Genomic DNA, 17878 nt, shown 5'->3' with positions numbered 1-17878 from the left:
CGAACTCGCGCCCGGATACCGTTGCTTCTAAGTAGCAGGAGTTATCGAGTCGTAACGATTTGTAGTAGAGACCGATTAGCTTGGCCCCCGGTCAGTCAGACTATGACATGGCCATCAGGAGTTCTTTTGTTGCGCCGCCCGATATACTGCATGAAGGGTAGAATGGCGTTCTCCTTATCGCCGATGATGTGCGTCATGGATTGAGTTGCGACTTTGCTATTGAGCTCTAGGGCGGCGATCTCATTAACCTCATTTCTACCCGTCACGAATCGTTCGGAATTACAGATGATGTAGGCGACCCTCGGCGAGATCGGGTAGTAGAAGTCGATATACTCAGGTGCGGCGAATTCTGTCTCTGAGACACAAGAGTGCACGTTGACTACAGGGTGGTCGGGCGTATTGAAAGGCACTCTAGTGTCATTCACCAGTAGCACATGCCTATCCTCGTGGCGGCTTACGTACAGGCTCAAGCCGTGACTCATACCGAACATGTAGCTTAGCAACCACCATGCATGCGCCGTAGCATCGGCCACTTCAATTCCAAGGTTGTTGCTCCATGACTGAACCTGGATCACGCCATCTCGGAAATTTTTCGTGCGGGAGATTTGGTGACCAAAAAACATCATGAACTTGATCATATGCCGCTTATCTTGCAGCACATCGATTTTTTCATCAGCGAGCGCTGCTAACACTGGCAATGCCTTCTCTTCGTGAAATCCGTGGAGATTTTCCAACAGGTTGCACTTCACCGCATTAAGATGCAGCTCGGCTTTCTGATCTTGAATACCAGATTTTCGGTAGATGGTCTAAAACCGCTGCATCATAAGAAAGTCATTAAGATACGACATGTGCTGTTTATGAAGATGGCCGGGGCTTTTTCGGGAGAAGGCTTTAATCACCTGAACATCCATGCCGGTAAGCGTGGTCGTCCTGTAGAAATAGTCGTCAACAACTATGGCTCGCACGCTGTCGTGAACAATCTTTCCAGTTTTCGTGGTGAAAAAAAACACTTTTCGTGCCGCGCCCCCAGCGGGTCAGGTATTTCGCCCAGACGTAATGGTATCACTTCTTGGCTTCAAGGCGTTCGTGCGAAATGTTCGCCCTTTACGTTGGGTATCGGCTCGCAGACTCTCAGCCTACCAGCGCCGCGTCCAGCAATTCGAGTACTGGCCCGAAGGCCACTGCTCACGCGTGAAATCGCGGCCGGATGCCAACTTGGACCACTGTAAAAATTAAAACGGTTGCAGCCTTAAATAAAATTCAGAACTTAAGCTTGCATAATACTTGATCGGACAGTTCGGCTTTATGTCTGCCTCGTCGTGCTGATATATTGAAAACATCCCATCATCTGGTAAGCGTTCGGAAATACAGAAGAGAAGAATATCCTCTAAAAAATAAAGCATATTATTTAGATAAGCATCAAGCTCTTGATGAATAGAAACGGAGGATTCTTTTACGTTTATCTTATTTGTAAGGTCGTAGCTCCAAGTGGGGAGCGAGAATTTATTACCTGGGTGAAGCTTTGTGTTTTCTATCACAATAGATTGGCCTGGCCCTGGGTGCTCAAGAGCATTCCGGCACTCCGACAGTCTACGAACCCAAGACAGGTCATTGCCCAGGACTAAAGATAGTTTTTTTAAAGCAGAGCGATTCTGCTCTAGCCATTTTATATGTTTATCGAAATGCGCCTCATCTCGAGTCCCTAAAGGCAAGCCTGTGAACAAGCTTATTAGCTTAAAACAATCTATTAAGAATTGCTTCCCAACCAAAAGGAAAGATTTCGCATCACTTTCTAAATTTTTAACTTTAGCGAGTGGCGGAATGGCGCGATTGGACTTGCTCTGCTCAATGATGATGTCACATTTCTGCACAACCTCATCAAGTTGCTCACGAATATTAGACTCAAACTGCGCACAGAGTAGCAGTTGCTCGTTTAGACTCCAAATTTGTTCCAGAAGCTTAGGCTTTATGGAGTCCTCCGGAAAAACCTGATCAATAATTTTTTTAAACTGAAGAAATATCCGGGCTACATAGGGGGAGGCAGCACCAAACGCTGCTATTTTTTCATATGTGTGCCCAGTATCTGGTTGGGTTTTTTGTGGATCAGTTAAATCAGCGGTCAACAGTTTGTAAACAGTGTTCTCTTTAAATATCAAAAGCAATACATCGTTAATGTTCTCCATTGCTATTATTGCAGACCCGTCAATCAAGTCAGGATCATCAATCGCAATAGAAAAGGCATCGTCTCTTTTCCACATATTCCAAACACTCTTTCAATAGTGACACAACTAGTAAAAACACCCAACCTTGCCCAGGCGGTGTTTCTTGAAATAACAGAGCGACCGCTGCATTGACTGCTTCAGAATTCCCGCTGCTCAGGCACAAGCTACCGATGATAATCGAGATCATTGATTCGTGTCTAACGAATAGGCAGCGGCCAATACGTGGCGACGTTTGGCATTTACGTACTCATTTACCAATATCCGCTATAGTCCACGCCATCTATGACTGTACGCAACGCACGACAGTCATAGCTACAATCGCCGCATCGAATTCGAAGTGGAGGCTGCCCGCACTGAACGGCTGCTTTTAGCCGATAACTACCCATAGCCACAGCCCACATCCGCCCCGTAACCGCCAACTCTCCCGTAAGTGGTTGAACCCTACTGATAAACTTGCAGCCCCTCACCCGGCACAGCGTAGATGCCGATCACGGCCTCCCTCAAGTTTGGTGTTGCCTGTGATTCTCTAAGCATCACACAACCTATAGGCGGAGCGCATGCGTGCGAGGCTTTACCTGGCTACATACTCGCATCGCCGTTGGAATACCCAGCGAATACACTGTGCTACGGGTATTCCAATGCATTTTTTGCAGTGCCGCGCCTGGCCCCTTCGCGCGCAAGCGAGGCTCCTACTGGATCTGCGGTGCCCCCCCAAGCCCCCCCCTCAATACCCCAACGGCAACACCGTCGTCGCCTTGATCCGCTCCATCGCGAAACTCGAGCTGATGTCGGTAATCCCCGGCACTTCGATCAGGCGCTTGTACACCGCGTCATACCCGGCGATGTCGGCCACTACGATGCGCAGCAGGTAGTCGGTGTCCCCGGCCATCCGGTAGCACTCCATCACCTGCGGCAGCGCTTCGATGTGGTCGTGGAACACTTTTAGCCAGGCTTCGTTGTGTTGCTGGGTGCGAATGGCGGCGAACACGGTGACCGGCACGCCCAGTTGGTCGGCGTCTAGCAGTGCCACGCGCTGGCGGATCAGCCCGCTGTCTTCGAGCTTTTGAATCCGCCGCCAGCAGGCGGTGGCGCCGAGGCCGACGCGCTCGGCCAGCTCTGCCATGGGCAGGCTGCAGTCGCGCTGCAGCAGGTTGAGCAGCGCGCGGTCGAATTTGTCCATCGGGGGCCCTGGTGAATATTTTTCGGAGTGTTCGCAAATTTAAGCAATAAATTTGCTCACTCATAGCCACGCTGCGCGAAAACATCAAAAAAACTGCCCGCTGGCGGCTTTAGGCTGTTGTGCATTGCCTTGAACGCTCACACAGGACGCGCCCCATGCCCACCCTCCCCGCTTACCTCGACTACGCCGCCACCACCCCGATCGACGACCGCGTGCTCGCGGCGATGCTGCCGTGCATGGGCCGCCAGGGCTGTTTCGGCAACCCGGCTTCCAGCGGCCATGCCTATGGCCAGGCCGCGCGCCAGAGGGTCGAAGCGGCGCGGCGGCAGGTGGCGGAGGCGTTGGGGGCGCAGGCCAGTGAGGTGGTGTGGACCTCCGGCGCGACCGAGTCGAACAATTTGGCGCTGAAGGGCATTGCCGAAACCGCGGGCGCGGGCGCGCACATCGTCAGCAGCGTGCTGGAGCACAAAGCCGTGCTCGACACCCTGGCCTACCTGCGCGGCCGCGGCTGTGAGGTAACCTTGCTCGAGCCCGATGCCGCCGGGTTGATCCAGCCTGCGGCGGTGCAGGCGGCGCTGCGCGACAACACCGTGTTGGTCAGCCTGATGTGGGTGAACAACGAGCTGGGCACGCTGACCGATGTGGCGGCGGTGGGCGCGATCGTGCGTGAGCACGGCGCGCTGCTGCATGTAGACGCCGTGCAGGCGGCGGGCAAGTTGCCGATCAACCTGGCGGCGCTGCCGGTGGATGTGCTCTCGGTGTCGGCGCACAAGCTGTATGGGCCGAAGGGGGTGGGCGCGTTGTACGTGGGTGAGCGCGCGCGGCCGCGCTTGGCGGCGCAGGTGCACGGCGGTGGGCATGAGGGCGGTTTGCGCTCGGGCACCCTGGCCACCCACCAGGTGGTGGGCATGGGCGCGGCGTTCGCCTTGGCCGATGCCCTGCGCGAAGACGAAGCCGCGCGCCTGGGCGCGCTGGCGGCGCGGCTGCGCGAGGGGCTGTTGGGCTTGCCGGGGGTGAGCCTCAATGGTTGCCCGCGCCAGCGCATTGCCAACACCCTCAACGTGCAGGTGGCGCAGGCGGGCTTCAGTGCCCAGGCGTTGGCGGCGGAGGTGGCGGTGTCGGGGGCCTCGGCGTGTTCCTCGGCCACTGGCGGCGCCTCCCACGTGCTGCGGGCGCTGGGGCTGAGCGATGAGCAGGCGCGCCGCTCGGTGCGCCTGAGCCTGGGCCGCTACAGCGACGCGGCCGAGGTGGAGCGGGCGATCGCCGCGGTGCGGGCGGCGCTCAGTGCCCCTGCGCCACTGTGGTAGGCACCTGGCAGGCGGGGCCGGCGAGCCAGCCGAGGGTGGCGTCGGCGCTCATCGGCCGAGCGAAGTAGTAGCCCTGCACCAGGCGCGCGCCGAGGGCTTCCAGGGCTTGCAGTTCGTGCTCGGTTTCAACGCCCTCGACGATGCAATCGAGCTGCATGTCGAGGGTCAGCGCCAGCAGTGATTTGACGATCTTCAGGCTGGCCGGCTTGTGCTGCAGGTCACTCACAAAGCTGCGGTCTACCTTGAGCTTGGTCAGGGCCAGGGCGTGCAACTGCGACAGGCTGGAAAACCCCGTGCCGAAGTCGTCGAGGGAAATCCCACAGCCCAACTCGCGGAACAGCGCGATGGCCGCCTGCACCTGGGCCATGTCTTGCATCACCGCGGTTTCGGTGATTTCCAAGTCGACCCGGGCCGGGTCGAAGCCGCTGCTGCGCAGGGTGCCGGCGATCACCCGGGCGGCGTCCAGCGAACCGCAGTCACGGGCCGACAGGTTGAACGACAACCGCACCTGCTCCGGCCACTGCCGGGCGGTGGCCAGGGCCTTGCGCAGCAACGGCACGGTGAGCTGGTTGATCATGCCGATGCGCTCGGCCACGGCGATGAACTGCCCCGGCGGCACGTGGCCGAGGGTCGGGCTGTGCCAGCGCGCCAGGGCCTCGAAGGCCATGGTGTGGCCGCTGCGGATGTCGACGATCGGCTGGAACACCACGGCCAGCTCCTGGTACAGGTCGGCGCGGCGCAGGGCTTGTTCGGTGAGGTTGTCTCGCTGCAGTTGGGCGTGGTGCTGTTCGGAGAACACCGTCACGCTGCCGCGCTGGGTGCGCTTGCTCTGGTAGAGGGCGTAGTCGGCAAACTCGAAAATCTGCTCGGCGTCAGCGGCGCGGTCGGGGAAGGTGGCGATGCCCAGCGAGGCGCCGATCTGCACGGGCATGTCGGTCAGGCTGAACGGCACCCCCAACACCTGGCAGAACAGCCGGCCCACCTCTTGCAACTGGGCGTCGCTGGCCACCTGCTCGATGATCAGCGCGAACTCGTCGCCGCCCAACCGCGCCAGCTGGATGTTGCCACTGAGCAACGGCGTCAGGCGCTCGCCCACCAGCGTCAGCAGGCGGTCGCCGACGCCATGGCCGTAGAGGTCGTTGACCGGCTTGAAGCCGTCGAGGTCGAGAATGCCCACCGCCAGCCGGCTGCCATCGGCCTGGGCGCGGCCCAGGGCCTGGCCGAGCACGTGAAAGAACTGCCGGCGGTTGGGCAGCCCGGTGAGGCTGTCGCGGTGCGCCAGGTGCAGGTTTTCGTCGCTCAACTGCTCGCTGCGGGCCTGCTCGGCGATCAGCCCGGTGAAGGTGCGGTAGTGGTTGTCGAGAATCAACAGCATGGCCAGCGACACCAGCAGGATGTTCACTGCGCAGGCGATGAACACCGGGATGCCGGTGCCGATGAAAAACACGATGAACGCCAGGTCGACCACCGCTGCGGTGATCAGCGCCGCGCGGCGCAGGTGCATCATCGAGAAGATGCAACCGATCACCGTGATCGCCATGTAGAAGGCCACGTGGGCGCGGGCGTACTCGTCGCCATAGGGGTACAGCGCCAGTGACCAGACGGTAAACCCCGCCGCCACCGGGCAGGCCAGCACGCTGGTGCGCAGCAGCGCGCGGTGGATGTACTGGTCGCTGGGTTGCTGGCCGCGCTGGCGGTACCAGAACACACTGCGCGAGGCACCGACCACGGTGAGCACCAACGGCACGCCGAAAGTCAGCCACAGCGGCGCCAGCAACAAGTGGGTGGCTACCAGGGCCCAGGTATTGACCAACAGGATGAAGTACATCATCGGCAACTGCCGCGACAACGCCGTGTACTGGGCACGCATCAGCCGCGGGTTGTCCCGCGGCAATGCGATCACCGCACGCACCTTGGCGCTCCACTCTTTCATCGCTACCTCAACCATTGACCACGCTGGAATGTGCCCGCTTGAGCGGTACAGGCTGTATATCGGCCCAGTGCGTCAAAACTGAAACGGCAAAAGCTTGGCGCGCGGGGCTTACACGCGTTCGTCGGGCATTTGTATCGAGTTTTTGACACATGCCCAGGCCCTTCCTACACCTAAGTGCTTCTGAAGGATCCTGGCAAGGCAGCCCCATGAATAATCACAACACGCCGTTGATCGCCCGCACCCCACTGGCCTTGGCCATCGCCCTCAACTGCGGCGCCCTGCCCTCGCCCGAGGCCTTGGCGGCAGCCTGCCCGGAGGTGGTCAGCAGCGCGCGCGCCAGTGGCTGCCGAGTGCCGGCCGGGCAAAACCTGCAGGTGACCGCCAGCGGCGCGATCAACGGTGGCGGCAACGCCGCGGTGTTGATCGACCACCCCGAAGCCGGCGCCAGCACCCTACGCAACAGCGGCAGCCTGAGCAGCGAAGCACTGGGGGTGATCTGGCTGCGCCACACCGAGGTGACCGGTGACCTGCTGAACAACCGCGCCGGCACGGTCACCTATACCAGCGACGCCCCCGAGTCCGTCGCGCTGCGACTAGACGCCAGCACCCTGCACGGCAGCATTGCCAACAACGGCACCCTCAACGGCGGCCTGCGCAGCGACCATAGCCAGCTCGACGGCAGCCTGACCAACCGTGGCGTGATCGACGCCCAGGAGTGGGGCAGCTACGGCGTGCGCCTGCTGTACACCGAGGTCGGCGGCGATGTGGTCAACCGCGGCGAGGTGCTCGGTAGCCCGTTCGGCACGGCCATGGCGCTGAGCTTTGGCAGCGTGGCCGGCGATGTGATCAACAGCAACCTGATCAGCGGCAACAACGGCATGGTGATAGGTACCGAAACCCTCGGCGGCAGCTTTATCAACAGCGGGGTGATCGAGGCGAAGTTCAACCCCGACGGCGGCGGCCGCGCGCTGTCGATCGGCAACACCCAGGTGCAGGGTGATGTCAAAAACAGCGGCACCGTAGAAGGCCCCAGCGCCGGCCTGGTGCTGACCAACACCCAGGTGGCCGGGCGCCTGTACAACAGCGGGCGCATCAGCGCCGGCTACGGCAGCAATGGCGACAGCAGCGCCATCGGCGTGGCGGTCAACGGCACCACCCAGCTCAACGGCGGGCTGGTCAACAGCGGCCTGCTGCAAGGCCGCGCCTACGCGCTGTACGTGCAGCCCACGGCGCGGCTGGATGCGCTGAACATCGCCGGCAACAACACGGCGATTTTCGACGGCGCGGTGTATGCGCCGAGCACCACGGTCAACCTGTACAGCAACGCCACCTACACCCTGCAGGATGGCAACCGGTTCAGCGTAGCGAATTTCATCAACCGCGGTGTGCTCGGCGTGGCCGCCACCAGCCCGGGCGGTGCCTCGGCACTGGCGACGATCGACGGCGACTACCACCAGGCCGCCGGTGCCACCCTGCGCACCCAGGTGCTCGATGCCGAGCACTATGGCCAACTGGTGGTGAGCGGTACCGCCACCCTGCCCAGCCAGGCGAAGATCGACGTCGACGTGGCCAACGCCAACCAGCCGTTCACCACCGCGCGGCTGAACGCGGTGCTCAGTGCCGGCAGCTTGAAGTCAGACGGCAGCTTTGCGGTGAGCAGCAATTCCGCGTTGTTCGACTTTGGCGCGCAGAAGGTCGGCAACCAGGTAGACCTTACCCTCAGCGCCAAACCCACCAGCAGCGCCCGCGCCGCGGTGCAGGGCGCCGGGCTGGCCGAAGCCGGCGGTGCCGCCCAGGTGCTGGACGCGCAGTTTGCCCAGGGCAGCGCCAGCCCGCTGAGCGCGTATTTTGTTTCCGCCACCTCCCAGGCCGAGGTGGCGCGGGCGGTCGGCCAGGCGCTGCCCAGCGGCGACGCCAACCTGCGCGCCAGCCAGGCGGCGTTGGGGCAGATCAGCGACGCCCTGCAAGCGCGGCTGGTGCCGGCGGGCCTGCCGGCCATTGGCCTGGCCCAGGCGCCGGCGTTCTGGAGCCAGCCGTTCAACAGCCTGGCCAACCGCCCCGGCGCCAGCCAGGCGAGCAGTGGCCAGGTGCTTGGCTTCGACACCCGCACCTCGCCCACCCAGCGGGTGGGCATGGCCTTCGCCTACGCCCGCGGCGCCAGCCAAGGGCAAAGCCTCGGCCCGGCCCAAGACAGCCGCCTCGACCTTTGGCAGTTCACCGGCTACAGCGCCCACAGCCTGGCGCCAGGCACCGAGTTGCTGCTGTACGCCGGCGCCGGCCATAACCGTGTCGACAACCAGCGCGCCCTCGCCCTCGGCGGTGCCAGCGGCGCGGCCAAGGCCAGCTACGACAGCCTGTTCGCCACCCTTGGCGCCAGCCTGGGGCATGCCTATCAGGTGAGCCAGGCCACCCGCCTCACGCCCTCGCTGCGGCTCGACTACAACCACATCCGCGACGATGGCTACCGCGAAAGCGGCGGCTCGGCCATCGCCCCGCTGCTGCTGAGCGTTGATGGCCGGCAAACCGACCAGTTGATCGCCGGCCTCGACGGCCGCCTGGAACACGCCTTCAGCCCCGGCGGCGCCAGCCTGCGGCTGACCCTTGGCGTGGGCTACGACCTGCTCAACCAACCCGGCGAGGTCACCGCGCGCTTCGCCGGCGCGCCGGGGCAGCGCTTTACCGTGCGCGGCGAGCGCGCCGACCCCTGGCTGCTGCGCGGCGGTGTAGGGCTGGCGGCGCCGCTGAGCGCGACAGCGAAGCTGACGGTGGGCTATTCGCTGCAGCAGCGCAGTGATTTCACTGATCAGGGGGGGAATGTGGGGGTGGAGTGGGCGTTCTAGGGTTGAGGGCCCTCGCCCGGCACAGCCGGCCTCCCACGGGGTCTGTGTTGAGCCCAAAATCAATGGCTTACACAAAACTGGTGGGAGGCCGTGGTCCGGCACTCCGGCTGTGCCGGGCGATGGGCCCTGAACACCTACCCCTGCTTCACCAACCCCTTCTCCCGCAAGAACCCCCTCGCCACCGCCTCGGGGCTTTGCCGGTCGATGTCGACCTTGGCATTGAGCGCGCGCATGGTCTCTTGGTCCAGCAGCTTGCTCAGGGCGTTCAGGTGCTCGGCCAAATCCGGGTGGGCGTCGAGGTAGGCTTGCTTGACGATCGGCGCGGCGGTGTAGTCCGGAAAGTACCCCTGGTCATCCTCGAGCACCTTCAAGCCAAAGGCGTTGATGCGCCCGTCGGTGGTGTAGATCAGCCCGGCGAACACTTGGCCGTTGGCCAGCGCGGTGTACACCAGGCCGGGGTCCATCGAGCGGTAGCCTTCGCGGTTCAGCGCCAGGTGGTAACGCTCGGCCAGCCCGACCAGGCCGTCGGCGCGGTTGGCGAACTCGATGTCGAGGGCGATCAGGTGATCCTGCCCGGGCTGCTGCTGAAGCAGCCGGGCCAGGTCGCTGATGCTGTTCAGCTCGGGGTAACGCGCCGCCACCTCACGCGGCAAGGCCAGCGCGTAGGTGTTCTGGAACGGCGCCGCCGGCAGCCAGGCCAGGCCCTTGCGCGCGTCCAGGGCTTTCACCTTGGCGTACACCTGGGCCTTGGGCACCGGCTCGGTGACCTGGTTGTACACCAGCAGCGCGGTGCCGGTGTAGTCCCAGGTGAGGTCCAGTTCGTTGTTCTCCATGGCCGCGCGCATCAGGCTGCTGCCCAGCCCCCCGGTGATCGCCGGCTGGTAGCCGAACTGCGCGAGGTATTGGGCGGTGACCTGGGCGAGGATGGCCTGTTCGGTAAACACTTTGGCGCCGATACGGATCGGCGCGGCCATCAGGCTGGTGCTGGCGAGCAGCATCAGGCCCAAGGCCACATGGCGAAGGCGGCTATTCAAACGGTAATTCCCTGGCTGGCGTAAGGTTATGGCAGTTCGGCATTAAAGACCGCAACGCCACGCCAGCGTTCATCACCCGGCCTGGCGCGCCTGGGTCTGGTCGACCAGGCGGATGCTGTCGCGGCCGCCGCGCTTCGACGCATACAGCGCCGCGTCGCCCTGCTCGATCAGCGCCGCCAGGCTGGCCGGGGGCTGGTCGAAGAGGTTGGCACCCATGCTCAGGGTCACCGCCGCGGGGGTGGCGAAGGCCTGGGCGGCGGCGCGGCCGAACTGGTCGCGCAGGCGGCCGCTGAGGGCCACCACCTGCTCCACGGTGGTCGCCCGCAGCAGGATCAGAAACTCATCGCCGCCCAGCCGCGCCGCCAGCGCGCCCTCGGGCAGCGCGGCGCGGATCATCTCGCTCAGGGCCACCAGCAGGCGGTCGCCGGCGGTGTGGCCGAAGAGGTCGTTGACCAGCTTGAAGTTGTCGATGTCGATCAACAGCAAGGCCCCCGGCTGGGCCACCGAGGCCTCGGCCAGCAGGCCGCTGGCGCGCACCTCGAGGGCGCGGCGGTTGTACAGCGCGGTGAGCGGGTCGCGCGCGGCCAATTGCTCGATGCGCTGCTCGCGGCGGTGGCGCTCGGAGCCGGTCATCGACAGCGCGATCAGCATGATCGCCATCGCCCCCTCGACCAGCGACACCTGAATGATTTCGCCGCGGAACGACGCCAGGTCGAGCAAGGTGCCCGGCATGACCGCGGTCACCGCCTTGGCGATGTAGAACACCCCGTGGGCCAGCAGCACGTAGCGCAATTGCACCGCGCCCACGCTCAGCGACTGCCCCAGCGGGCGCAGCAGCGCACTGGCGCGCAGCATCAGCAGCGCCACCAGCGAGGAGTTGGCCAACAGCATGGCGTTGGACCACCATGGCGCCGGCGGCAGCAGCAATAGCCCGGCCCAGGCGGCGAAGATCAGGTACCAGGCCGGCGACAGCCGCGCCTGGGTGAAGCGCGCCACCCCTTGCAAAAACAGCCAGTGGGCCGTTACCAGCAAGCCGTTGGCGAACCAGATGCCCACCAGCAGGATGCCCTTGCTGCGCAGCAGGGCCAGCACGCAGCCGACGCTGATGGTGGCGAACCCGGCGCTCCAGAACAACAGCGAAGGCTCGCGCACGCTGCGCCACTCGATCGCCAGGTACAGCGCGGCGGCCGCCGCCAGGGCGATCGAAAGGGTGAGCATGGTGATTGGGTCGAGTGCCATAAACTGCCAGGCCTGTGTGTGCCGCGGAGAAAACCGCGATTGTAAGCGCACCGGCGAGGTTTTCGCAGTGTGCAGCGGCTGAGCGGCAAGCCGCCTATGCTCAATGGCAAGGCTTTTTCAGCCAAACCGATGGCCCACCTCAAGCGGAGCGCCCCAGCATGGCCAGCCACCCCCACGACCTGCTCATCACCCGCTCATTGCAGGCCCCGCGCGCCGCGCTGTGGCGGGCCTGGGCCGACCCTACCCTGCTCGCCCGCTGGTGGTGCCCACAGCCCTGGCGGACCGAGGTGCGCGCCTTCGAGCTGTGGCCGGGCGGGGCCTTCCATACCTTTATGAGCGGCCCGGACGGCGCCAGCAGCGACAACCCCGGCAGCTTCCTCGAGGTGGTGCCCGAAACCCGCCTGGTGTTCACCTCGATGCTCACCGGCGGCTGGCGCCCGGCCACGCCCTGGCTGGGCTTCACCGCGGTGATCAGCCTGGCCGACGAGGCCGCTGGCTGCCGCTACAGCGCCCAGGTGATGCACCCCGACGCCGCCAGCCGCGAACGCCATGAACAACTGGGGTTCTTCGAAGGCTGGAACCTGGTCATCAGCCAGCTCGATGAACTCGCCCTCAGCCTGCGCTGATTCGCCGCACCCACAGGAGCCCCACCATGCCCCTCACCTTCGCCGTATTGCTCGGCTCTGTGCGCAGCGAGCGCCAGGGCATCAAGGCCGCGCGCCTGCTGCTCGGCGCGCTGGAAGCCCGCGGCCACGAAGCGGTGCTGGTCGACCCGTTGGTCACCCGCCTGCCGCTGCTCGACCGCATGTACAAGGAGTACCCCCAGGGTCAGGCCCCGGCCGAGCTCGAAACCCTCGCCACGCTGTACCGCCGCGCCGATGGCTTTTTGATCGTCAGCGCCGAGTACAACCACGGCATCCCGCCGGCGCTGAAGAACCTGCTCGACCATTTTCTCGAAGAGTACCTGTGGCGGCCGTCTGCCATCGCCTGCTATTCGGCCGGCGGCTTCGGCGGCGTGCGCGCGGCCATGCAACTGCGCATGACCCTGGGCGAGCTGGGCATGCCGAGCATCCCCAGCCTGTTCGCCATCCCGCGCATCGGCAGCGCCCTGAGTGACGACGGGCAACCGGCCGAGCCGCGCACGCGCCAGCAGATGGAGCGTTTTCTCGATGAACTGCAGTGGTACGCCGAGGCGCTGAAAACCCAGCGTGCCCGTGGCACGCCGTACTGAGCCTGGGCATTGTGAAAAAACCCTTACACAGCGTGTCGGCGGGGATACCCGAAAAGGCTTCGCCGGCCCTGGGGGCCTGACTATCATGGCCCATCGCCCACCCCCGACTGCCCGCTGCCATGTCTGCCATCGCCCAGATCGACCCTGACCACATTCACATCGAACGCCTGTTCACCACCCCGGTAGCGCGCCTGGCCCACCCCGAGGCCGAGGCGCTCAACGCCGCCCTCAGCGCGGCGATCCTGGCCCGCGCCGCCGAGGGTGCCGGGGTGCAGCACAGTAACGAACGCGGCTGGCAGTCGCCGGATGACTTCGAGCAGTGGAGCGGCGAGGCCGGCGCGCAACTGGTGGCCTTCGCCCGCGCCTTCGCCAACGAACTGACCGCCGTGCACGACGCCCAGGCCGGGCTGGTCGCGGCCGACCTGCAATGGCGCTACAACGCCTGGGCGAACGTGAACCGCGCCGGCGACGCCAACGCCCTGCACGGCCACCCAGGGTGCTTCTGGTCTGGGGTGTACTGGGTCGATGACGGCGGCTGCGGCGAAGACCCAGCCCTCGGCGGCCAGCTGGAGTTCGTCGACCCCCGCGGGCTGATGCCCTCGGCCTACAACCCGCAACTGCGGATGCGCATCCAGGGCTGCCTCACCGCCGGCTATTGCTCCCACGTCGCGCCGCGCTCGGGCACGCTGCTGATGTTCCCGTCCTGGCTGCTGCACCGGGTGGTGCCGCACACCAGCGCGCGGGCGCGGATTTCCGTGGCGTTCAATTTTGGCGTGTAGCGGCTAGCTGCTCGCTGAACCTTATGCCCACCCACTGCTCCGCCAGCGCCCATAGCTGCTCGGCGGCGGCCGGGTTGCGCGCCGGCGCCGGCAGCGCCAGCTTCACCGGCGCGCCCTTGAGCTGCCAGGGCCCGGCCGGGCCGAAGTAATCGCCACCCTGGCTGCCCGCCTCGGTCAGCGCGCGCAAGCTGGGCAGCGCGCCCTGCGCCGCGCTTTGCGCCAACACCCGCGCCGCCAGGCGCTGGCCCAGGCCCATGGCGCGCTCGGGGCCGGCGGTGTGCAGGCGGGTCATCGCCCAGCCCGGGTGGCTGGCATTGCTCACCAGCGCCAGCCCCTCGGCCTGGCTGCGCCGGGCCAGCTCAGTCATGAACAGCAGGTTCGCCAGCTTGCTCTGGCAATAGGCGGCGTGGGGTGAGTAGTGGCTGGCGCCACGTACCCCGGCGACGTCGACCCGCCGGGTGCCATGGGCCGCCAGAATACTGCTGACAGTAGTCACCCGCGGCCGCGGTGCGCGGCACAACGCCGGCAGCACGCCCAGGGTCAAGGCGAACGGGCCGACCACATTGGTCGCCCACTGCCGCTCGAAACCATCGGCGCTCAGCCGCTGGGTGGGGATGCGCATCACCCCGGCGTTGTTCACCAGCAGGTCGAGCCGCGGCCATTGCGCCACCTGCTCGGCCAGTTGCCGCACCGACGCCAACTGCGCCAGGTCGAGCAACACGTAGCGCACCCGCGCCGCCGGTAGCTGGGCGAGCACCCGCGCCACCGCGCCCTCGCCATCGGCCGCGCTGCGCGCGGTCAGCACCACCTGCGCCCCGGCCCGCGCCAACTCCAGCACGGTGTGCCAGCCGATGCCGCTGTTGCCGCCGGTCACCAGCGCGATCAGGCCGTGTTGGGAGGGGATGTCGGCGGTGGACCAAGGCTTGGGCATGGGGGGCTCGTGGGGGGTGGGTGTGTGGGGGGAGCATTGTAGGCGTGCATCGCTCGGGCTGCATCGCGTGAGGGGTGTTGATTTAATTTCACTATTTTTTATCCAAACCTCACTGAACCGGCTTAAGCCACAATATTCTGTAGATAGCCGCTTTCATCAAAATCTTTTAAAACCTATAATCTTGATTCTTAAACCGATCCATCCCTCATAAGACGCAAAATGATGAACCTACTCTTCAGGTCGCCCAGTGAGGTGGTCCAATTGCTCTGCGCTCGCCTGCGCAAGGAGCGCCTGGCCCAACAGATGCCCCAGGCAGAGCTCGCGGCACGCGCCGGGATCAGCGCTGGCACCCTGTCGAACCTTGAAGCCGGCCGCGGCGTTGCCCTCGAGAACCTGGTGCGCGTCGCCTTGGTGCTGGGGCGGATGCAGGAACTGGAAGGGTTGTTCCAACCCAAGCTCGACACCCTCAACGACATGCTGCGCTACGAGCGCAGCGCCAACCGCCAGCGCGCACGGAAGAAAGCCACCGATGCCTGAACGAATCGAGGTGTACTACCAGGGCTGGGGTGAGCACTGGAAGTGGGGAACCCTGGCGGCCTCCGCCGCCGTCAATGGCCGCCCGCTGATCGCCTTCGAGTACAGCGACAAGGCCAGGCAACGGCAGCTGGAACTGGCGGCCTATACCTTGCCACTGATAGGCCCCAGCCTGCGGACTGGGTTCCCGGCGCACCAACTCGGCCTGCCCGGCCCGGTCTACGATTCGCTGCCTGACGGTTGGGGCATGCTGCTGATGGACCGCCTGTTCAAACGGCGCGGCCTGAACCCGGCGCGTATCGGCCCGTTGCAACGGTTGGCATACGTTGGCCATCACGCCATGGGCGCGTTGGCATTTGAACCCGCCGCCCCCGAGTTCGATCAGCCTTCAGCTGCCATCCCGCTGGCCCAGTTGGCGGCCGAAGTTCAGGAGGTTCAGCGCGGTGAAGGAGGCGAGTTCCTCCAGCGGCTGCTACAGATGGGCGGCTCCCCGCAAGGCGCCAGGCCCAAGGCGTTGGTGTATCGCGACGCCAGCGGTGCCTTCAGCACCCAGCCCAGCGCGAGCGCCGAGGCCTGGCTGATCAAGTTTCCGGCCCAACACGAACATCCAGAGGTATGCGCGATAGAAGCGGCCTACGCTGAAGGCTTGCGCCAGTGTGGCATCTGCACCCCCGCGACCGTGCACTTCGACCTTCCTGCAGGCCAGGCTGCCTTCGCCACTCAACGCTTCGACCGCCAGGGTGAGTTGCGGGTACCCATGCAAAGCCTGGCAGCCTTTACCGGGGCCGATTACCAAACACCCGGCGCGCTGGACTACACCACATTTTTGCGGGCCACCCAGCTCTGCACCCAGGATGCCCGGCAAAAAGCCGCCGCCTTCAAGCGGGTGGTGTTCAACGTGGTCTTCAACAACCGGGATGATCATCCGAAGAATTTTGCCTACCTGATGAAGGCCAACGGCCAATGGGCGCTAGCTCCAGCCTTCGACGTGACGTTCTGCGAAGGGCCTGGGGGCTATCACCAAATGGATGTGATGGGCGAAGCGCTACGGATCACCCGCAAGCAACTGGCTCAACTGGGCCAGCTAGAAGCCGAACTGCCGCTTGCTGAGGTGCACAGGATTATCGAGCAAGTGTGCGAAGCCGGCAGCCAATTCGCGGCCACCGCTCAGCGCCTGCTGCCTGGGCGTATCACCCTGACTACCCTGCAAACCATCGCCGAGCGTATCGACAGTAATATCCGGGAACTGCGCTAACCCGCTTATCCCTCAATCACTCACCGCCCCCGCCAGCAACCCGGCCAGAAACTCGATCGTTTGCGCATTGCCAATGTCGTTGTGGCCCTTGATCAAGCTGCCGTCGACGCTGATGTTCAGGTACGGGTCGCGCCGCGGCGGGGTGTCTGGGCTGCCCGCGGGGCGTGGCCAGGGGCTGAGGTTGAGGCCGGCGGCGCCGCTTTGCCGGGCGACCAGGCTGGGGCGGGTGCACGGCCCGGGCGGCGGCGGGGTTTGCGCGCCGGGGCTGAGGTCATGGGTGAGGAAGGGGCCGTAGTGGCCTACCGCGGTGGTGTTCGCCGGCGCCCAGCTGCCGTGCTGGAACATCGACGACAGCAGCCGGCCCAGTGGGAAGGCGAGCTTGGTGGCGTCGTCGCTGCGCGAGGTGAGGATCACCTCGATCGGCCGCTGCTCGCAGCCGTAGCTTTTGCGCTGCACCGCCACCTGGCGCAGCGGCGCGTAGGCCTGGGCTTCGAAGGCCGGGTTGATCAGCACCACCAGGTCGCCGAAGCGTTCGATGTCACCCACATAGCCTTGGTTGCCGCCCTCGGTGCGCACCGCGCGGTCGACCATGATCTGCCCCAGCGCGTTGTGCACCACCAGCCCGCCGAAGCTGTGCCCCACCACCACCAGCCGGGTGCGCCCGGGGCGCGCTGCGGGGCCGTCGATGGCATCGCGGCTGCGCTTGATCTGCTCGAGCTCGGCGAACAACTGGGTCACCGAGCCGTAGCCCACCTTGGCCGCGGTGTTCTTGCGGTCCCAGAAGGTCAGTTCATTCAGCCCGCCCAAGGTGATCGAATTGCCGCGCCAGCCCACGTACACGCCGATCACCGGCCGCCGCAGGTTGGCCGGGCGCTGCGCTTCGTTGGCGGCAAGGCCGGCGAGCACCGTGCGCAGGGTGTCGATGTTGCTGTCGCCGGCGGCGGCCGAATGGTGCCAGCCGTGCACGAAGGCCACCAGGATCACATCGCCCTGCCCGGCCAGGGTATTGGCCTGGCCGACCACCGCGCGCAGCTGCGCGGGCGCCCCGCCCTCGGCCTCGGTGACGGTGGGCTGGCCTTGGTCATCGAATTCCACAAAGCCCAGGTAGTAGCCCTGCGGGCCAGTCACCTGTTCGAAAGCGGCCTGGGCGCATCGATCCTGCCCGGGCGCCGGCGGCGCCTGGGTGCACACTTGGCCCAGTTGCGGGCGCAACGGGCCATGCCCGGCGCAGCCCAGCAGCAACAACGGCAGCAGCAAGATCAACAGGCGCGGCATGGCATCGGCTCCACAGGCGATGCTCGGCACCCACAGCACACCACGGGGCGAACGGTTGGCAAGCGCAACGGCGTTCAGCGCAGTGAAGCAGAGCGCAACGGCCGGCCACCGAACGGCC

General features: G+C 64.8%; 16 protein-coding genes. 8 read left to right on the top strand and 8 right to left on the bottom strand.

Annotation, left to right across the window (positions count from 1 at the left end):
• Positions 1-95 precede the first annotated feature (95 nt).
• Complete coding sequence (locus ACFZCE_RS16215) at positions 96-734, bottom strand: hypothetical protein (protein WP_390940749.1); 639 nt, start codon at positions 732-734, stop codon at positions 96-98.
• Here ACFZCE_RS16215 and ACFZCE_RS16210 point away from each other — a divergent pair.
• Complete coding sequence (locus ACFZCE_RS16210) at positions 720-1229, top strand: hypothetical protein (protein WP_390940747.1); 510 nt, start codon at positions 720-722, stop codon at positions 1227-1229. The genes ACFZCE_RS16215 and ACFZCE_RS16210 overlap by 15 nt on opposite strands.
• Positions 1230-1232: 3 nt before the next feature.
• Here the strand turns inward: ACFZCE_RS16210 and ACFZCE_RS16205 are convergent, their stop codons facing one another.
• Positions 1233-2258: a hypothetical protein gene (locus tag ACFZCE_RS16205; RefSeq protein WP_390940745.1), complete on the bottom strand. Its 1026-nt coding sequence runs from the start codon at positions 2256-2258 to the stop codon at positions 1233-1235.
• A gap of 688 nt (positions 2259-2946) precedes the next feature.
• Complete coding sequence (locus ACFZCE_RS16200) at positions 2947-3402, bottom strand: Lrp/AsnC ligand binding domain-containing protein (RefSeq protein WP_390940743.1); 456 nt, start codon at positions 3400-3402, stop codon at positions 2947-2949.
• Positions 3403-3557: 155 nt separating this feature from the next.
• On the opposite strand from ACFZCE_RS16200, the gene ACFZCE_RS16195 reads away from it, so the two are divergent.
• Positions 3558-4709 (top strand): aminotransferase class V-fold PLP-dependent enzyme, encoded by a 1152-nt coding sequence (locus tag ACFZCE_RS16195; RefSeq protein ID WP_390940741.1) that lies wholly within the window; start codon positions 3558-3560, stop codon positions 4707-4709.
• On the opposite strand, the gene ACFZCE_RS16190 is transcribed toward ACFZCE_RS16195, so the two are convergent.
• Positions 4684-6642 (bottom strand): EAL domain-containing protein, encoded by a 1959-nt coding sequence (locus ACFZCE_RS16190; protein WP_390940739.1) that lies wholly within the window; start codon positions 6640-6642, stop codon positions 4684-4686. The genes ACFZCE_RS16195 and ACFZCE_RS16190 overlap by 26 nt on opposite strands.
• Before the next feature lie 206 nt (positions 6643-6848).
• Between ACFZCE_RS16190 and ACFZCE_RS16185 the strand changes: the two genes are divergently transcribed.
• A complete protein-coding gene (locus ACFZCE_RS16185; protein WP_390940737.1) occupies positions 6849-9482 on the top strand; it encodes an autotransporter domain-containing protein in 2634 nt (877 codons plus the stop codon).
• A gap of 134 nt (positions 9483-9616) precedes the next feature.
• Here ACFZCE_RS16185 and ACFZCE_RS16180 read toward each other — a convergent pair whose 3' ends face one another.
• Positions 9617-10480, bottom strand: coding sequence for a glycine betaine ABC transporter substrate-binding protein (locus tag ACFZCE_RS16180; RefSeq protein WP_390941164.1), 864 nt, complete (start codon positions 10478-10480; stop codon positions 9617-9619).
• Positions 10481-10588: 108 nt separating this feature from the next.
• Positions 10589-11755, bottom strand: a complete 1167-nt coding sequence (locus ACFZCE_RS16175) for a diguanylate cyclase domain-containing protein (protein ID WP_390940735.1) — start codon at positions 11753-11755, stop codon at positions 10589-10591.
• Positions 11756-11913: 158 nt separating this feature from the next.
• Between ACFZCE_RS16175 and ACFZCE_RS16170 the strand changes: the two genes are divergently transcribed.
• The 3 genes from ACFZCE_RS16170 to ACFZCE_RS16160 all read left to right on the top strand — a co-directional run bounded on the left by ACFZCE_RS16170 (position 11914) and on the right by ACFZCE_RS16160 (position 13765).
• The gene (locus ACFZCE_RS16170; protein WP_390940733.1) at positions 11914-12381 is read left to right on the top strand and encodes an SRPBCC domain-containing protein; all 468 of its coding nucleotides are present in this window, start codon (positions 11914-11916) and stop codon (positions 12379-12381) included.
• Positions 12382-12407: 26 nt separating this feature from the next.
• Positions 12408-12986: an NAD(P)H-dependent oxidoreductase gene (locus tag ACFZCE_RS16165; RefSeq protein WP_390940731.1), complete on the top strand. Its 579-nt coding sequence runs from the start codon at positions 12408-12410 to the stop codon at positions 12984-12986.
• Positions 12987-13105: 119 nt separating this feature from the next.
• Positions 13106-13765, top strand: a complete 660-nt coding sequence (locus ACFZCE_RS16160; RefSeq protein WP_390940729.1) for a TIGR02466 family protein — start codon at positions 13106-13108, stop codon at positions 13763-13765.
• On the opposite strand, the gene ACFZCE_RS16155 is transcribed toward ACFZCE_RS16160, so the two are convergent.
• Positions 13749-14696 carry an oxidoreductase gene (locus ACFZCE_RS16155; RefSeq protein WP_390940727.1) on the bottom strand — a complete coding sequence of 316 codons (948 nt, stop codon included), beginning with the start codon at positions 14694-14696 and terminating at the stop codon, positions 13749-13751. The genes ACFZCE_RS16160 and ACFZCE_RS16155 overlap by 17 nt on opposite strands.
• A gap of 219 nt (positions 14697-14915) precedes the next feature.
• Between ACFZCE_RS16155 and ACFZCE_RS16150 the strand changes: the two genes are divergently transcribed.
• Entirely contained in the window at positions 14916-15233 is a 318-nt protein-coding gene (locus ACFZCE_RS16150) for a helix-turn-helix domain-containing protein (protein WP_390940725.1), read from the top strand.
• Positions 15226-16485: a HipA domain-containing protein gene (locus ACFZCE_RS16145; protein WP_390940723.1), complete on the top strand. Its 1260-nt coding sequence runs from the start codon at positions 15226-15228 to the stop codon at positions 16483-16485. Before ACFZCE_RS16150 ends, ACFZCE_RS16145 begins: the two co-directional genes overlap by 8 nt.
• A 12-nt stretch (positions 16486-16497) precedes the next feature.
• Here the strand turns inward: ACFZCE_RS16145 and ACFZCE_RS16140 are convergent, their stop codons facing one another.
• The gene (locus ACFZCE_RS16140) at positions 16498-17760 is read right to left on the bottom strand and encodes a hypothetical protein (RefSeq protein ID WP_390940721.1); all 1263 of its coding nucleotides are present in this window, start codon (positions 17758-17760) and stop codon (positions 16498-16500) included.
• Positions 17761-17878 lie beyond the last annotated feature (118 nt).

The sequence above is a fragment of the Pseudomonas sp. NPDC007930 genome, assembly GCF_042958985.1.
Lineage (GTDB): Bacteria > Pseudomonadota > Gammaproteobacteria > Pseudomonadales > Pseudomonadaceae > Aquipseudomonas.
This window is presented reverse-complemented; position numbering and strand designations above follow the sequence as displayed.

Excerpts from the sequence above, each read along its gene's own strand:
- ACFZCE_RS16170 (WP_390940733.1), top strand. The coding sequence starts at position 11,914 with ATGGCCAGCCACCCCCACGACCTGCTCATCACCCGCTCATTGCAGGCC.
- ACFZCE_RS16195 (WP_390940741.1), top strand. The coding sequence starts at position 3,558 with ATGCCCACCCTCCCCGCTTACCTCGACTACGCCGCCACCACCCCGATC.
- ACFZCE_RS16190 (WP_390940739.1), bottom strand. The coding sequence starts at position 6,642 with ATGAAAGAGTGGAGCGCCAAGGTGCGTGCGGTGATCGCATTGCCGCGG.
- ACFZCE_RS16160 (WP_390940729.1), top strand. The coding sequence starts at position 13,106 with ATGTCTGCCATCGCCCAGATCGACCCTGACCACATTCACATCGAACGC.
- ACFZCE_RS16205 (WP_390940745.1), bottom strand. The coding sequence starts at position 2,258 with ATGTGGAAAAGAGACGATGCCTTTTCTATTGCGATTGATGATCCTGAC.
- ACFZCE_RS16140 (WP_390940721.1), bottom strand. The coding sequence starts at position 17,760 with ATGCCGCGCCTGTTGATCTTGCTGCTGCCGTTGTTGCTGCTGGGCTGC.
- ACFZCE_RS16145 (WP_390940723.1), top strand. The coding sequence starts at position 15,226 with ATGCCTGAACGAATCGAGGTGTACTACCAGGGCTGGGGTGAGCACTGG.
- ACFZCE_RS16165 (WP_390940731.1), top strand. The coding sequence starts at position 12,408 with ATGCCCCTCACCTTCGCCGTATTGCTCGGCTCTGTGCGCAGCGAGCGC.
- ACFZCE_RS16155 (WP_390940727.1), bottom strand. The coding sequence starts at position 14,696 with ATGCCCAAGCCTTGGTCCACCGCCGACATCCCCTCCCAACACGGCCTG.
- ACFZCE_RS16150 (WP_390940725.1), top strand. The coding sequence starts at position 14,916 with ATGATGAACCTACTCTTCAGGTCGCCCAGTGAGGTGGTCCAATTGCTC.
- ACFZCE_RS16185 (WP_390940737.1), top strand. The coding sequence starts at position 6,849 with ATGAATAATCACAACACGCCGTTGATCGCCCGCACCCCACTGGCCTTG.
- ACFZCE_RS16200 (WP_390940743.1), bottom strand. The coding sequence starts at position 3,402 with ATGGACAAATTCGACCGCGCGCTGCTCAACCTGCTGCAGCGCGACTGC.
- ACFZCE_RS16175 (WP_390940735.1), bottom strand. The coding sequence starts at position 11,755 with ATGGCACTCGACCCAATCACCATGCTCACCCTTTCGATCGCCCTGGCG.
- ACFZCE_RS16180 (WP_390941164.1), bottom strand. The coding sequence starts at position 10,480 with ATGCTGCTCGCCAGCACCAGCCTGATGGCCGCGCCGATCCGTATCGGC.